This is a genomic window from Metamycoplasma spumans (assembly GCF_041026625.1).
GTDB lineage: Bacteria > Bacillota_I > Bacilli_A > Mycoplasmatales > Metamycoplasmataceae > Metamycoplasma > Metamycoplasma spumans.
Genome location: NZ_CP163393.1, coordinates 677575 through 695790, shown reverse-complemented (window position 1 = coordinate 695790; position 18216 = coordinate 677575). Strand labels below are relative to the sequence as shown.

The window sequence follows — 18216 nt, the reverse complement described above, 5'->3', positions numbered from 1 at the left end:
AGAAAGGATAAAAATGTTAAATTTTAAACCAATTGCATACTTTGTTGATTTGGATGGTACATTATTAGACGAACCAAAAACAAAAGAAAAAATATCAAACGAAAATATTGAATACATGAAGAAGTTAAATGATGGCGGAACACATGTTATTATTTCAACTGGTAGAGGAAATTCCGACTTTGTTATGTCATTAGCTAGAAAAATTAATTCAAAATATGTTATCTGTCAAAATGGCGGACTTATTGTTGATATAGACAATAATATTTTAAGAAGAGTTGAAATGGATGCAAATATGACTCAAAAAATTGCTGAGATTCTTAAATTAGACAATATGTTTATTACATTTAGTTCAGGTAATAAGATATATGGAAATAAAGGTAAAATGAAAACTATTAGACCATGAGTTAAAAATTTAGAATTATTGCCATATTCAGAAATGACCGAATTTAAACCAGCTACAAAAGTCTTGGCTTTTGGAAAGTTGACTAAATGTGGAATTAAGAAAGTTAAAAACAAATTGCAAAAAGTTTTCCCTGATCTTTGTGTTGATATTATTTCAAAAGGCTATGCTGTTGAAATTACTACACACGATGCAACAAAAGGTGCGGGAAACAAATATGTTTGTGATGAAATTTTAAAAATAGATATCAAGAAAACAGTTCATTTTGGTGATTCTGGCAATGATATTAGTACAGTAGATTATAACGGGGCTTTTGTTGCTATGAAAAATGGTATGAGAAACGTTAAAAAAGCAGCTAAATGAGTTGCTAATTCTTATAAAAATGCAGGAGTTAAAAGAGCAATTGAAAAAATAATTAGTTCAAACAACTAATAAGGAGTTACTATGATCGATTTTAAAGCAAAAATTTATTTTACAGATTTAGATGGAACATTTATTGATAATCCAAAAGCTAAAAATGAAAAAGATAAAGTTTCAAAAGAAAATATTCAAGCGGCAAGAGCATTAAATGATGCAGGTATTCCTTTTATTTTAGCTACAGGTAGATCAAATTCAGAATTTGTTTTATGATTAACTAATGAAATTCACGCACCTTATGCAATTTGCCAAAACGGTGGAATCGTTGTTGATAAAAATAATAATATTTTAAAAAGAGAAGAAATTAAAAAAGATACTGTTATCAAAGTTGTCAACATCTTAAAAGACGAACAAATGTGTTTTATTTTTAATAGTAATAAAGACATTTATGGCCCAAGTGCTAAAATGAAAATTATTAGAAATTGAATCAAAAAATTGAACCGTCACACCTATGAAGATTTACCACAATTTGCTGACTCGACTAAAATCTTAACATTCGGTAAAGTAAGTAAAAAAGGTATTGTAAACGTTAGAGATATTCTTCAAAAAGAATTTTCAAACTTGGCCTTCCATATCGTTTCAAAAGGTTATTCAATTGAAATAAATGATATTAATGCAACTAAAGGTATTGCTGAGGAATTTGTATGTAAAATTATGAACATTGATCCAAAATACGCAATTCATTTTGGAGATTCAGGTAATGATACAACAACCATTCCATTTATCGGAGCTTTTGTTGCAATGAAAAATTCCACAAAAAATGTTAAAAAACAAGCTAAATTAGTTGTTGGCAACTTCAAAAAATCTGGTGTTGCCAAAGCCTTATCTCAACTTCACAAATAATTATTTAAAAACCCAAACTTGTTAAGTTGTGGGTTTTTAAATTGCTTAATTTATTAATGATGATTTTATTTTACGTTTTAAAGCTTTAAGTTCTAAATTATCCAAAATAATATTTGCTTCATTTGATAAATCAATGTTAAAAATTGACAAATCTTTAAACTCAGGCATCACTAAGTCAAAGTCAAATTGTAATGTTGCTATATATTTATCTCTCATGGCATTATCTTTAAATTCAAGCAACTTTTTAGCTCATAATGGTTTAACATTATTAATATTTTTATAAATATTTTCAATTGAGCCAAATTCTTTTAACATAGCTGAAGCTGATTTTTGACCAATTCCTGGTATGCCTTTAAAATTATCACTAGAATCGCCTACCATAGCTTTATAATCAATTACTTGATCTGGTTTAAAATCATAATAATCTTCGAAGTTTTGACTGTTTAAAATAATGTATTCACTTTTTACTTTTTTAATAATGCTTACATTATCATTAATTAATTGATTTAAATCTTGGTCAGCTGAATATATCAATATATCAGCATCGTAAGTTTTAGTGCATCTTGCAATAATATCGTCAGCTTCATAACCATCGTAATTAAAATTTTTAATATTTAAAGCATCTAATAAATCATGAATAATATTAAGTTGCGTATAAAAAGTTGTTGGAGCTTTTTGTCTTCCGGCTTTATAATCTGCAAATACTTCATGTCTAAATGTTTTAATCCGAGAATCAAATGCAATATAAATACCATCAACATCATAAGTTTTAATTAATGAAAATAATGTATTGAAAAAACCGACTATAACATTAGTTTGAATGCCATCGCTTGTTTCTAATATTGCATTATTCCCATAAGCTGTTGCATAAAATGAACGGTACGCTAAATAAGTTCCATCAACAACTAAAAGTGTTTTTTTCATAATTATTCCTTAATTTTTCATTTTCTTAAATATATAGTTGTTTTATCTTTTTTAACATATGTAATTTCGACATATTTTTTTTCTAGTTCTTTAATAGAATCATCATCTTTAAAAATAAAAGAACTAATTTTCTGTGATTCATCTTCAAATTGAAGTAAATAGTATTTATTACCATTTTTAGCAATACCTGAACGAATAAAGTTGCAATATGCAATTCCCACGTATTCATTGCCAACATGAGCTTCTAAAAATGTAGTAGCGTTTTTATATTTGGCCATTCCATTTAGTTTTTGATGGTAATTTTGGCCTAGCAAATTAATCTCATTTTCTTTTTCTTCTTCAATATTAGCCTCAAGTATTTGCGATGGTTGGTATGAATCAATTAAAGATGATAAACTTTCAATTTCTTGATCTTTATTAATTTTTAAAAGCAACATTGTATCGCTATTTTCTTGTTTAATTTCATTTAATAAAGTTGCTTGGTTGAAATCGCCCAATGATTTCAAACTATTAGATTTTATTAGAGTTTCAATAACAGAAATTCCTAATGACTTAGTTTTTAGTAGACAAATTAACAAGTGAAAAAAGTTTTTATAAGGCCCATACTGTTTTCTATTCTCAACTATATTTTTCACAATTTCAGGTCCTATTCCTTTAATCATTGTTAAAGGTAAAATAATTCCATCATTAATAATCAACGCATTTTCTGCAGATAAATTAATATTCGGAGCAACTATGTTTATTTTCATAGTTTTTGCCTCATTTACGTATTTCGAAATTGTTTCATGGGCGCCATGAGCTCCGCTAATACATGCGGCATAAAATTCTTGCGGGTAGTGAGCTTTTAAATAAGCCATTTGATAAGTTAAAATAGAGTAAGAAACTGCGTGTGACTTATTAAATCCGTAATCAGCAAACTTTTCTATACTGTCAAAGATTTTTTTAGCTATTGCTTTATCATAATTATTCTCAATAGCTCTTTTAATAAATTCTTCTTTTACAATTTGCATCTCATCAGCTTTTTTCTTTGAAATTATTCTTCTTAAAGTATCCGCTTCACTAAAAGACATGTTTGCTATTGCTTGAACAATTTGCATTATCTGTTCTTGATAAATAATAATTCCATAAGTCGATTTAACTATTTCGTCATATTTTTTTTCAATCTTCGGAATATCTTCATTCCCTTGCTTACGTTTAGCGTATTTTGGAATATTTGAAGCTGGCCCAGGTCTATTTAGTGATATTGTAGCGACAATATCATCAAAAGAAGATATTCCAATTTTCTGAATTGCTCTAACCATTATCGGTGTTTCTAATTGAAAAATGCCAGCTGTGTTTGCATTATTTAATATTTCTAAAGTTTTATAATCATTAAAATTAATTTTAGTTAGATCTACATCAATATTTTTTGTTTGTTTTATTAACTTAATAATTTCTTTAATAGTAGATAAAGTTTTAAGACCCAGTATATCCATTTTGATTAAACCAAATGACTCAAGATATTCCATACTTACTTGGGTTTGAAGCATATTATTTTCAACGTCATGCACTGGGATAATATCGATAAGTTTTTTATCACTAATAACAATACCCGCAGCATGTGTTCCGGTCTGTCTATAAAATCCGGATATACGATTAGCTTGGTTTAATATTTTTAAAGAAAGATTAAGATCATTGCTGTCTATTTTTGATAGTTCAAATGCAAATTTTTTGTTATTTTCATATTCTTCTAAAAGCGAAACATCATCTGAACTAATTAGCTTAGATATTGCATTAATTTTCACAGGTGATACATTGTGTACCCTTAGAACATCTCTTATTGCTGATTTTTTTCCAAGTGATGAAAATGTCACAATGCTAGAAACATATTCATAGCCGTATTTTTCAACAAGATAGTCAATTACTTCGTTTCTTCGATCATCTTGCACATCAATATCAATATCTGGCATAGTAACCCTTTGTGGATTTAAAAATCTTTCGAATATCAATCCATACTTAATTGGGTCTACTTTAGTGATATTAAGCAAATAACTAATTAATGAGCCGGCCGCAGATCCTCTACCGGGACCAATCGAGATATCATTATTTTCAGCTCATCTAACTCAATCCTGAATAATTAAAAAATAATCAGCAAAGTTTAAACTTTTAATAACAGAAAGTTCATAATCAAGTCTTTTAGAATATACTTCATTTCACTCTTCTCTTGAAAATTTTTTAACAATATTTTCTTTTAAAATTTCTTTTAAATATTCATAAGATGATAAGTTTTTGTCATTTTTGAAAACTGGCAATAAATAAGATACATCTTCAATTTCAAAATATATTTTTTTTGCAAAATCATTTGTTTTATTTATTAGAGCCTCAATTACTTCTTTTTCATATTCAATTTCAGGAGAATATGATTCAAAAACATCAATGAATTTAGTTTCATTTTTCATTTTTGCTAATACATTTATAATCTCGTTATCATCATATGATAATATGCAATTATGATTAATTAATAAACATTTGTCAAAATGATTATTAATAAGTTCTTGCTTAATATTCACTGATTGCATAGAAAAGTAATAGTTTTCTAAATTAATAATATTATTCGTTTTTTCATAATAACCAAATATTGGATGTTCGATAAAAATTAAATTTTTATAAGATATAAATTTGTTAAAATCGATATAACCTTTTTTTAAAACTTCAAAAGACAATAGTTTAAGATCTTCGAATCCTTCTTTTGACTTAGAAAAAACAATATAACGATAAACATTACCGTCTATAACAACATCACAATCAACGCCAAAAATTGGTTTTAAATTATTTTGTTTCGATAATTTATTGACTATTGCTAAACTATATAAGTTATTGTGCTCAGTAACTGAAAAATATTCCTGATTATTTTTTTTCAAATCAAAAATAAAATCTTCAACTTGTATACAACTTTCAAAAAATGAATATGTGCTATTCAAATGTAAATTTATTAATTTCTTTTTCATATACATTAATTATATATTATTAATATCTATTAAAAAATTGTTGTGAAAATCATAATAAAATGTTATTTAACAAAAGATTTGCAGTAACTTTCTTTTTTTAAATATTAAAAATTAATTTTAGAAAATAGGGGGGTTCAAAACTGTTATTTTTTTGAAAAAAAGCGCAAGCTTTTCAAAAAAAAAAAAAAAATGATTGTTAATTGAATTTTTGTGAAAAAAAGCTTAAAATTCAATAAAAAAATGAATCCTTATAATATTTTTCTATAAAATTTTTAGTATATAGAAGGAGGAAAAATGGGTAGAAAAAAATCTAAGGCAATGCTACTTACATTAGCAACACTAGGTGTGGCTACTGCTTCTACAATGGTTGCAGCTATACTAGTAAAATCTTGTGGGCTTGAAGAAGATAACATAATTTTGCATCAAATTTATAGAACAGATTATTGAATTTTAGAAGACTTAAAAGATATTTCAGAAAACCCAAATATTGAATATAAAATCGCTCGTTCAGAAAGAAATTTGTCTAATGCAAAAGAAACTTATTTTAAATATGAAAAAATTACAGATGAAGCCGTTGTGGAGGCTTTAAACAAGCTAAAAAAAGATATTGATATTTTAGAAAAAACTATAAATATACAAAAATTAGCAATAGCAAAAAAACAAGCATTAGAAGCTATTAATAAATTAAAAGATGGAAACAAAAAAACTGAATTATTAGATAAAGTTAATTCAAGTGATGTAACATTGGAAAAAACAATTCAAGCAAGAGATGAAGCAATTGCTATTATTAAAAAAGCAAGAGATGACGCTAGAATTTCTATTAATAAAGTAATAGGATCTGTTCCGTACCCAATTTGAATTAAAACTTTAGAAAATAAAAATTCTACAGAAAATGAGTTAAATGAAGTCTCAGAAAAAGCAAAAAGAATGTTTGATGGCATTAAAGAATGAATAAAAAATCGTATCGATTCAATTACTAATGAAGATTTTAAACAAAGATTAAAAAATGAAAGCACCAAAGCAAAAACATTTTATGATTATCAAACACTTATTGCCAAAATCTCAATGTTTAGTAAATTAGAAGCAAATCATGTTTCAGATGAAGTATTGAATTCATATATTGAAAAACTAAATAATATTGTTTTAAAAACCCCTAAAAATATCAGGTATGTGAAAATAAATGAACAACGAGAACAATATTCTAGATTAGATTCATACGGTCCAATGTCTGATATTCTTAGACTAGAATTAGAGTGATATTTATCAACATTGCCATATCCTAAACAAGGTGATGAGCCCGTTGAAGCTATAACTGAAATGTTTAATAAATACGATGAATTGATTTTACAGTTAAATAATAAAGACGAAGTATCCTTTGACGAACTTAATTCATGAAATTCAAAAAGAGATCAGTTAAGGTTGGTTAAACCGGGGGAAATTAATGAATATGTAGAAAAAATCAATAAATTATCAAATCCTAATAAAGAAAGTTTGATTAAACTATTGAATAGAACAAATAAAATTGTTGGCGATTCATTTAACTCAGATGAAGAATTTGCCAATTTAGATGCCAAAATAGCAGAAGCTAAAGAACAGGAAAAACAAGATATAACAAATAAAATAAATGCATTGGAAAACTTGACTGACAAAAATTCATATATTTCTAGATTAGAAAATAAAACATATGATGAAATGCTAGATGTTTATAAACAAGCTAGATATGAAGATTTAAAGGCTAAAATAAATGAATTGCCATATCCCGATAATAATGCCGAAGCAAAAGAAATGTTGACTAGTGCCTTACCTTCTTCATATAACGATATGTCTGATGAACTATTCGAAGAAAATTTAAACAAGATAAATGCTATAAAAGAAGCATTGAAAACAACAATTCAAAAAATAGATTCATTACCTTATCCTAACTATTCAGGATCTTCTATAACCAAAACAGGAAAAGACGCAATTAAAGAATCTTTAAATAATAAAGCAACTGCAGGAGAAATTACCACTTCTGTTCCTGATCATCTTTCTGAATATTTAACAAAATGAAATGAGTTAATTTCAGATGCTCACGATAATTGAGGATTAGATGCAAACAATTATGATGACGTTATGACTAAAGAAATTTTAGTTTCAAATAACAATCAGACAATAAATGATATGAATGAAGCGTTATTTGAAAAAATCAAACTTGCAGTCTTCAATCAAAAAATGACAAAAAATAACTTCAATAATTTAACTGATGAAGAAATCGAAAAATTCAAAGAAGGCATAAATACTCCCGACTTTGCTAACACTTCCGAAACTAATAACATGGTTAAATTAATGTTAGATAGATTAAAAGAAGCTAAAGAACTAAACGAGCAAAAAAGCAATACCTTGCCAGATAGAACACACGAAGAAACAGTTAGAATGGTTAGCAGGTTAAACCCTTCGGAATTTAAAAGCTATTCTTTAAATACATTAGCAATTGTTGGAATAGATCCAAATACAAGAAATAATTTCTATTACACTTCAGAACGTAAACTAAAAGAAGCTAAAGACAGAGCTATTGAAAAAATCAATCAAATTTCTGACGAAAACAAGAAGCAAGAACTTCTAAATTCAATCGAAGGTGAAGAAGTAACAGAAGCACAATACATTGAAGCTTTGAATGAAGCAAATAAACACTTACAAAGTTAAATAATTAATATATTAAAAGTCAATTTCACTATCATTTAGAAATTGGCTTTTCTTTTTTAAACATTAAAAATTGCTTTGAAAAATGAGGGTTTCAACATTGTTATTTTTTTGAAAAAAGCGCGAGCTTTTCAAAAAAAAAAAAAAACGATTGTTAATTGAATTTTTGTAAAAAAAAGCTGAAAATTCAATAAAAAAATGAATCGTTATAATATTTTTCTATAGAATTTTTAGTATATAGAAGGAGAAAAAATGAGCAAAAGAAAATCTAAAGGAATGCTAATTACATTAGCAACACTAGGTGTAGTGACTGCATCTACAATGGTTGCTGCTATACTGGTAAAATCTTGTGGTCCTAAAGAAGAGGAAATAATTTTAAGAGAAATCCAAATAAAAGATTTTTGAATTTTAGAAGATCTAAAAGATATTTCAGAAAACCAAAATGATGAAAATAGAATCGCTCGTTCAGAAAGTGATTTGTATAGTGCAAAAGCAACTTATTTCAAATATGAAAAAGTTACAAATGAAGCTGTTGTTAAGGCTTTAAACAAACTAAAAAAAGATATTGATGATTTAGAAAAAACTATAAATACGCAAAAATTGGCAATAGCAAAAAAACAAGCATTAGAAGCTATTAATAAATTAAAAGATGGAAATAAAAAAACTGAATTATTAGATAAAGTTAATTCAAGTGATTCAACATTGGGAAAAACAATTCAAGCAAGAGATGAAGCAATTGCTATTATTAAAAAAGCGAGAGATGACGCTACAGTTTCTATTAACAAAATAAAAGGAGCTAATCTATACCCAATTTTAATTAAAACTTTAGAAAATCAAAATTCCACAGAAAATGAATTAAATGAAGCTTCAAAAGAAGCAACAAAAATATTTAATAGCATTAAAGAATCGATAGAACATAGTATCAATTCAGTTTCTAATGAAGAGTTTAAACAAAGAATAAAAAATGAAAGTACCAAAGCAGAAACATATTATGATTATGAAACACTTAGTCTAAAAATGTCATTAATTGATAGATTAAAGGCATATAAAGCTCCTGATGATGTATTGAATTTATATATTGAAAAACTAAATAATGTTGTTTTAAAAACCCCTAAAAATATCAAGTATGTGAAAATAAATACATCACCAGAACGATATTATAAAGTAGATTCATATGGTCCGATATCTGATATTATTAGACTAGATTTAGAATGATATTTATCAACGTTGCCATATCCTAAACAAGGTGATGAGCCCGTTGAAGCTATAACTGAAATTTCTAATAAATACAGTGAATTGATTTCGTACTTAAATAATAAAGACGAAGTATCCTTTGACGAAATGAAATCATGAAATTCAAAAAGATTTCAATTATTTAATTCAATTACACCATGAGAAATTAATAAATATGTAGAAAAAATTAATAAATTATCAGATCCTAATAAAGAAAGATTATTTAAACTATTGAATAAAACAAATAGAATTGTTGACGATTCGTTTAACTCAAATGAAGAATTTGCTAATTTAGATGCCAAAATAGCAGAAGCTAAAGAGCAAGAAAAACAAGATATAACAAATAAAATAAATGCCTTAGGAAACTTGACTGACAAAAATTCATATATTTCTAAATTAGAAAATAAAACATATGATGAAATGCTAGATGTTTATAAACAAGCTAGATATGAAGATTTAAAGGCTAAAATAAACGAATTGCCATACCCTGATAATGATGCTGAAGCAAAAGAAGCGTTGACTAACGCCTTACCTTCATATAATGATATGTCTGATGAACTATTCGAAGAAAATTTAAACAATATAAATGCCATAAAAGAAGCATTAATAGCAACAGTTCAAAAAATAGATTCATTACCTTATCCTAACTATTCAGGATCTTCTATAACCAAAACAGGAAAAGACGCAATTAAAGAATCTTTAAATAATAAAGCAACTGCAGGAGAAATTACCGCTTCTGTTCCTGATCATCTTTCTGAATATTTAACAAAATGAAATGAGTTAATTTCAGATGCTCACGATAATTGAGGATTAGATGCAAACAATTATGATGACGTTATGACTAAAGAAATTTTAGTTTCAAATAACAATCAGACAATAAATGATATGAATGAAGCGTTATTTGAAAAAATCAAACTTGCAGTCTTCAATCAAAAAATGACAAAAAATAACTTCAATAATTTAACTGATGAAGAAATCGAAAAATTCAAAGAAGGCATAAATACTCCCGACTTTGCTAACACTTCCGAAACTAATAACATGGTTAAATTAATGTTAGATAGATTAAAAGAAGCTAAAGAACTAAACGAGCAAAAAAGCAATACCTTGCCAGATAGAACACACGAAGAAACAGTTAGAATGGTTAGCAGGTTAAACCCTTCGGAATTTAAAAGCTATTCTTTAAATACATTAGCAATTGTTGGAATAAATCCAAATACAAGAAATAATTTCTATTACACTTCAGAACGTAAACTAAAAGAAGCTAAAGACAGAGCTATTGAAAAAATCAATCAAATTTCTGATGAAAACAAGAAGCAAGAACTTCTAAATTCAATCGAAGGCGAAGAAGTAACAGAAGCACAATACATTGAAGCTTTGAATGAAGCAAATAAACACTTACAAAGTTAAATAATTAATATATTAAAAGTCAATTTCACTATCATTTAGAAATTGGCTTTTCTTTTTTTAAACATTAAAAATTGCTTTTAAAAATGAGGGTTTCAACATTGTTATTTTTTTGAAAAAAGCGCGAGCTTTTAAAAAAAAAAAAAAAAAAAAACGATTGTTAATCGAATTTTTGTGAAAAATAGCTTGATTTTGTATAAAAAAATAAATCCTTAAAATAATTTTCTATAAAATTTTTAGTATATAGAAGGAGGAAAAATGGGTAGAAGAAAATCTAAGGGAATGATACTTACATTAGCAACGTTAGGTGTGGTTGCCGCATCTACAATGGTTACGGCTATACTAGTAAAATCTTGTGGACATGAAGAAGATAATATAATTTTACAAGAAATTCGAGAAAGAGATTTTTGAATTTTGGACGACCTAATAGAGATTTCGAAAGGTGAAAATATCAAAAATAAAATTGCTCGTGCAGAAAGTAATTTATCTGATGCAAAATACACTTATTTCAAATATGAAAAAGTTACAGATGAAGCTGTTGTGGAGGCTTTAAACATACTAAAAAAAGATATTGATGATTTAGAAAAAACTATAACAAAAAAGCAAGCATTAGAAGCTATTAATAAATTAAAAGATGGAAACAAAAAAACTGAATTATTAGATAAAGTTAATTCAAATGATGCAACATTGGAAAAAACAATTCAAGCAAGAGATGAAGCAATTGCTATTATTAAAAAAGCAAGAGATGACGCTACAGTTTCTATTAATAAAATAAGGGGTGTTGACAAATATCCAATTTTAATTAGAGTTTTAGAAAATGAAAATTCCACAGAAAATGAGTTAAATGGAGCTTCAAAAGAAGCAACAAGAATATTTAATAACGATAAAAAAACAATCGAAACTTATCTTGATTTACTAATAACTGATGAAATAAATAATGAAAAGTTCAAACAAAATTTAAAAAATGAAAGCGCCAAGGCAGAAACATTTTATGATTATGAAACAATTAAAGCCAAAATTTCACTAATTAAAAAATTAATATATAATCATGCCACAGATGAAGTATTGAATTCGTATATTGAAAAAGTAAATAATATTGCTTTAAAAACCCCAAAAAATATCAGGTATGTGAAAATGAGCGAACAACCAGAAAAATATATAAGAATAGATTGATATGGACCAATTTCTGATATTATTAACTTGAATTTTGAGTGATATTTATCAATATTACCATATCCTAAACAAGGTGATGAGCCTATAGAAGCTATAACTGAAATTTCTAATAAATACAATGAATTGATTTCGTACTTAAATAATAAACACGAAGCGTCCTTTGACGAATTTAAATTATGAAGTACAAAAAGAAGAGAATTAATGAATTTAAGTATACCATACAAAATTAATGAATATTTAGAAGCAATTAATAAATTATCAAATCCTAATAAAGAAAGTTTGATTAAGCTATTAAATAAAACAAATAAAATCGTTGGCGATTCATTTGACTCAAATGAAGAATTTGCTAATTTAGATGCCAAAATAGCAGAAGCTAAAGAACAAGAAAAGCAAGATATAACAAATAAAATAAATGCCTTGGAAAACCTGGCTGACAAAAATTCATATATTTCTAGATTAGAAAATAAAACATATAATGAAATGCTAGATGTTTATAAACAAGCTAGATATGAAGATGTAAAAGCTAAAATAAATGAATTGCCATATCCCGATAATAATGCCAAAGCAAAAGAAATGTTGACTAACACCTTACCTTCTTCATATAACGAGATGTCTGATGAGCTATTTGAAGAAAATTTAAACAATATAAATGCCATAAAAGAAGCATTGAAAACAACAATTCAAAAAATAGATTCATTACCTTATCCTAACTATTCAGGATCTTCTATAACCAAAACAGGAAAAGACGCAATTAAAGAATCTTTAAATAATAAAGCAACTGCAGGAGAAATTACCGCTTCTGTTCCTGATCATCTTTCTGAATATTTAACAAAATGAAATGAGTTAATTTCAGATGCTCACGATAATTGAGGATTAGAGACAAACAATTATGATGACGTTATGACTAAAGAAATTTTAGTTTCAAATAACGACCAAACAATAAATGATATGAATAAAGCGTTATTTGAAAAAGTCAAACTTGCAGTCTTCGATCAAAAAATGACAAAAAATAACTTCAATAATTTAACTGATGAAGAAATAGAAAAATTCAAAGAAGGCATAAATATTCCCGACTTTTCTAACACTTCTGAAACTAATAACATGGTTAAGCTAATGTTAGATAGATTAAAAGAAGCTAAAGAACTAAATGATCAAAAAAGCAACGCCTTGCCAGATAGAACATAAGAAGGAACAATTAAAATTGTTAACAGAACAAACCCTTCTGTATTTAGAAGTAAATATCTTTAACAACATTAGCAATCGTTAGAATAAATTTAAATACAAGAAATAATATCTATTACACAACAGAACGTAAATTTAAAAAAGCTGAAGACAGAGCTATTGAAAAAATTAATCAAATTTTTGATGAAAACAAGAAACAAGAACTTATAAATTCAATCGAAGGCGAAGAAGTGACAGAAGCCCAGTACATTGCCGCTTTAAATGAAGCAGATAAACAATTACAAAGTTAGATAATTAATATATTAAAGTCAATTTCACTATCATTTAGAAATTGGCTTTTCTTTTTTAAATATTAAAAATTACTTTGAAAAAATGAAGGTTTCAACACTGTTATTTTCTTGAAAAAAGCGCAAGCTTTTCAAAAAAAAAAAAAAAAACGATTGTTAATTGATTTTTTGTGAAAAATAGCTCAAAATTCTATAAAAAATGAATCCTTAAAATAATTTTCTATAAAATTTTTAGTATATAGAAGGAGGAAAAATGAGCAAAAGAAAATCTAAAGGAGTGCTAATTACATTAGCAACACTAGGTGTAGTTACTGCATCTACAATGGTTGCTGCTATACTAGTAAAATCTTGTGGACCAAAAGAAGAAGAAATAATTTTAAGAGAAATCCAAATAAAAGATTTTTGAATTTTAGAAGATCTAAAAGATATTTCAGAAAACCCAAATATTGAATATAAAATCGCTCGTTCAGAAAGCGATTTATATAGTGCAAAAGCAACTTATTTTAAATATGAAAAAGTTACAAATGAAGCTGTTGTTAAGGCTTTAAACAAACTAAAAAAAGATATTGATGATTTAGAAAAAACTATAAATATACAAAAATTAGCAATAGCAAAAAAACAAGCATTAGAAGCTATTAACAAATTAAAAGAAGGAAGCAAAAAAACTGAATTATTAGATAAAGTTAATTCAAGTGATGCAACATTGGAAAAAACAATTCAAGCAAGAGATGAAGCAATTGCTATTATTAAAAAAGCAAGAGATGACGCTAGAGTTTCTATTAATAAAATAAAGGGTGCTGACGAATATCCAATTTTAATTAGAGTTTTAGAAAAAGAAAATTCTACAGAAAATGAATTAAATGAAGCTTCAGAAGAAGCAACAAAAATATTTAATAACATTAAAAATGCAAATGGTTTTTTTATCAATTTTGTTGATAATGAAGAGTTTAAACAAAGATTAAAAAATGAAAGTATCAAAGCAGAAACATATTATGATTATCAAACACTTATGAAAAAAATGTCAATGTTTAATGAATTAAAAGCAAATAATACCCCAAATGAAGTATTGAATTCATATGTTGAAAAACTAAATAATGTTGTCTTAAAAACTCCTAAAAATATCAAGTATGTGAAAATAAATGAACAACCAGAACAATATTCTAGATTAGATTCATATGGTCCAATGTCTGATATTCTTAGACTAGAATTAGAGTGATATTTATCAACATTGCCATATCCTAAACAAGGTGATGAGCCCGTTGAAGCTATAACTGAAATGTTTAATAAATACGATGAATTGATTTTACAGTTAAATAATAAAGACGAAGTATCCTTTGACGAACTTAATTCATGAAATTCAAAAAGAAATCAGTTACGTTCAATTAAACCAGAAAAAATTAATGAATATGTAGAAGCGATTAATAAATTATCAAATCCTAATAAAGAAAGTTTGATTAAACTATTGAATAAAACAAATAAAATCGTTGGCAATTCATTTAACTCAGATGAAGAATTCGATAATTTAGATGCCAAAATAGCAGAAGCTAAAGAACAAGAAAAGCAAGATATAACAAATAAGATAAATGCCTTAGAAAACTTGACTGACAAAAATTCATATATTTCTAGATTAGAAAATAAAACATATGATGAAATGCTAGATGTTTATAAACAAGCTAGATATGAAGATTTAAAAGCTAAAATAAATGAATTGCCATATCCTGATAATAATGCCAAAGCAAAAGAAACATTGATTAGCGCCTTACCTTCTTCATATAACGAGATGTCTGATGAGTTATTTGAAGAAAATTTAAACAAGATAAATGCTATAAAAGAAGCGTTGAAAACAACAATTCAAAAAATAGATTCTTTACCTTATCCTAACTATTCAGGATCATCTATAACCAAAACAGGAAAAGATGCAATAAAAGAATCCTTAAATAATAAAGCAACTGCAGAAGAAATTACTGCATCTGTTCCTGATCATCTTTCTGAATATTTAACAAAATGAAATGAGTTGATTTCAGATGCGCACGATAATTGAGGATTAGAGGGAAACAATTATGACGACGTTATAACTAAAGAAATTTTAGTTTCAAATAACGACCAGACAATAAATGATATGAATGAAGCCTTATTTAACAATGTCAAACTTGCAGTCTTCGATCAAAAAATGACAAAAAATAACTTCAGTAATTTAACTGATGAAGAAATAGAAAAATTCAAAGAAGGCATAAATACTCCCGACTTTTCTAACACTTCCGAAACTAATAACATGGTTAAATTAATGTTAGATAGATTAAAAGAAGCTAAAAAACTAAACGATCAAAAAAGCAACGCCTTGCCAGATAGAACATGAGAAGAAACAGTTAGAATAGTTAGCAGATTAAACCCCTCGGAATTTAAAAGCAAATCTTTACATACATTAGCAATCGTTGGATTAGATCCAAATACAAGAAATAATATCTATTACACTTCAGAACGTAAACTAAAAGATACTAAAGACAGAGCTATTGAAAAAATCAATCAAATTTCTGATGAACAAAAGAAACAAGAACTTCTAAATTCAATCGAAGGTGAAGAAGTAACAGAAGCACAATACATTGAAGCTTTGAATGAAGCAAATAAACACTTACAAAGTTAAATAATTAATATATTAAAAGTCAATTTCACTATCATTTAGAAATTGGCTTTTCTTTTTTTAAACATTAAAAATTGCTTTGAAAAATGAGGGTTTCAACATTGTTATTTTTTTGAAAAAAAGCGCAAGCTTTTCAAAAAAAAAAAAAAAAAAACGGTTGTTAATTAAATTTTTGCGTAAAAAATCTCAAAATTCTACAAAAAAAATGAATCCTTATAATATTTTTCTATAGAATTTTAATGTATACAAGGAGGAAAAATGAGCAGAAGAAAATCTAAGGGAATGCTAATTACATTAGCAACACTAGGTGTGGTTGCCGCGTCTACAATGGTTACGGCTATACTGGTAAAATCTTGTGGCCCAAAAGAAGAAGAAATAATTTTAAGAGAAATCCAAATAAAAGATTTTTGAATTTTAGAAGATCTAAAAGATATTTCAGAAAACCGAAATATTGAATATAAAATCGCTCGTTCAGAAAGTGATTTGTATAGTGCAAAAGCAACTTATTTCAAATATGAAAAAGTTACAAATAAAGCCGTTGTGGAGGCTTTAAGCAAACTAAAAAAAGATATTGATGATTTAGAAAAAACTATAAATATGCAAAAATTAGCAATAGCAAAAAACCAAGCATTAGAAGCTATTAATAAATTAAAAGATGGAAACAAAAAAACTGAATTATTAGATAAAGTTAATTCAAATGATGCAACATTGGAAAAAACAATTCAAGCAAGAGATGAAGCAATTGCTATTATTAAAAAAGCAAGAGATGACGCTACAGTTTCTATTAATAAAATAAAGGGTGCTCAAGAATATCCAATTTTAATTAAAATTTTAGAAAATAAAAATTCCACAGAAAATGAATTAAATGAAGCTTCAAAAGAAGCAACAAAAATATTTAATAATAATAAAGGGTCAGTTGAAAATGCTATTGATGTAATTGATAATGAAAAGTTCAAACAAAGTTTAAAAAATGATGTTTCCAAGGCAGAAACATTCTATGATTATGAAACAATTAAAGCCAAAATGGCACTATTTAAAACAATAGAAATAACTCGTACCCCATATCATAACCCAGATGAAGCATTGTTAAATTCATATATTGAAAAACTAAGTAATGTTGTTTTAAAAACCCCTAAAGATATCAGGTATACAAAAAGTGAAGAATCAGGAAAATATTACAGATTAGATTCATATGGTCCAATTTCTGATATTCTCGATTTAAATTTTGAGTGATATTTATCAATGTTACCATATCACAAACAAGGTGATGAGCCTGTTGAAGCTATGACTGAAATTTCTAACAAATACAATGAATTGGTTTCGTACTTAAATAATAAAAGCAATATATCCTTTAATGAATATAAATCATGAACTTTCCAAAAACGGCTATTATTAAGTTTAAATGTACCAAAAGAAATTTATAACTATACAGAAAAAATTAATAAATTATCAGATACTAATAAAGAAAGATTATTTAAACTATTGAATAAAACAAATAGAATTGTTGGCGATTCGTTTAACTCAAATGAAGAATTTGCTAATTTAGATGCCAAAATAACAGAAGCTAAAGAACAAGAAAAACAAGATATAATAAATAAGATAAATGCCTTAGAAAACTTGACTGACAAAAATTCATATATTTCTAAATTAGAAAATAAAACATATGATGAAATGCTAGATGTTTATAAAGAAGCTAAAAAAGTAAACGATCAAAATGGCGATACCTCACCAGATAGAACATAAGAAAAAAACAATTAAAATTCTTAACAGATTAAACCCTTCCGAATTTAGAAGTAGATCTTTAGAAACATTAGCAACCGTTGAAATAAATCCAAATACAAAAAAATAATATTTACTACACTTCAAAACGTAAACTAAAATAAGCTAAAGAGAGAGCTATTGAAAAAATTAATCAAATTTTTGATGAACAAAAAAAGAACTTCTAAATTAAATCGAAGGTTAAAAAATAAAAGAAGCCCAACACATTGAAGCTTTGAATGAAGCAAATAAACACTTACAAAGATAAACAATTAATATATTAAAAGTCAA

At 26.4% G+C, this 18216-nt stretch carries 9 protein-coding genes; 7 read left to right on the top strand and 2 right to left on the bottom strand.

Annotation, left to right across the window (positions count from 1 at the left end):
* Window positions 1-13 precede the first annotated feature (13 nt).
* Together AB5V95_RS02915 and AB5V95_RS02910 are read left to right on the top strand one after the other, a co-directional pair.
* Window positions 14-832: a Cof-type HAD-IIB family hydrolase gene (locus tag AB5V95_RS02915; protein WP_369085858.1), complete on the top strand. Its 819-nt coding sequence runs from the start codon at window positions 14-16 to the stop codon at window positions 830-832.
* 12 nt (window positions 833-844) lie between these two features.
* Complete coding sequence (locus tag AB5V95_RS02910) at window positions 845-1660, top strand: Cof-type HAD-IIB family hydrolase (protein WP_369085857.1); 816 nt, start codon at window positions 845-847, stop codon at window positions 1658-1660.
* Between the two features lie 45 nt (window positions 1661-1705).
* On the opposite strand, the gene AB5V95_RS02905 is transcribed toward AB5V95_RS02910, so the two are convergent.
* Both AB5V95_RS02905 and dnaE read right to left on the bottom strand, forming a co-directional pair.
* Window positions 1706-2584: a 5'-3' exonuclease H3TH domain-containing protein gene (locus AB5V95_RS02905; RefSeq protein WP_369085856.1), complete on the bottom strand. Its 879-nt coding sequence runs from the start codon at window positions 2582-2584 to the stop codon at window positions 1706-1708.
* A gap of 2 nt (window positions 2585-2586) precedes the next feature.
* Window positions 2587-5571 (bottom strand): DNA polymerase III subunit alpha, encoded by a 2985-nt coding sequence (gene dnaE / locus AB5V95_RS02900; protein WP_369085855.1) that lies wholly within the window; start codon window positions 5569-5571, stop codon window positions 2587-2589.
* Window positions 5572-5865: 294 nt separating this feature from the next.
* Between dnaE and AB5V95_RS02895 the strand changes: the two genes are divergently transcribed.
* The 5 genes from AB5V95_RS02895 (at window position 5866) to AB5V95_RS02875 (ending at window position 17910) form a co-directional block, all read left to right on the top strand.
* Window positions 5866-8253 carry a hypothetical protein gene (locus AB5V95_RS02895; RefSeq protein WP_369085854.1) on the top strand — a complete coding sequence of 796 codons (2388 nt, stop codon included), beginning with the start codon at window positions 5866-5868 and terminating at the stop codon, window positions 8251-8253.
* Between the two features lie 249 nt (window positions 8254-8502).
* Window positions 8503-10890 (top strand): hypothetical protein, encoded by a 2388-nt coding sequence (locus tag AB5V95_RS02890; RefSeq protein ID WP_369085853.1) that lies wholly within the window; start codon window positions 8503-8505, stop codon window positions 10888-10890.
* Between the two features lie 255 nt (window positions 10891-11145).
* Window positions 11146-13245 carry a hypothetical protein gene (locus tag AB5V95_RS02885; protein WP_369085852.1) on the top strand — a complete coding sequence of 700 codons (2100 nt, stop codon included), beginning with the start codon at window positions 11146-11148 and terminating at the stop codon, window positions 13243-13245.
* Between the two features lie 537 nt (window positions 13246-13782).
* A complete protein-coding gene (locus AB5V95_RS02880; RefSeq protein WP_369085851.1) occupies window positions 13783-16170 on the top strand; it encodes a hypothetical protein in 2388 nt (795 codons plus the stop codon).
* Between the two features lie 255 nt (window positions 16171-16425).
* A complete protein-coding gene (locus AB5V95_RS02875) occupies window positions 16426-17910 on the top strand; it encodes a hypothetical protein (RefSeq protein WP_369085850.1) in 1485 nt (494 codons plus the stop codon).
* The last annotated feature ends 306 nt before the right edge of the window (window positions 17911-18216 follow it).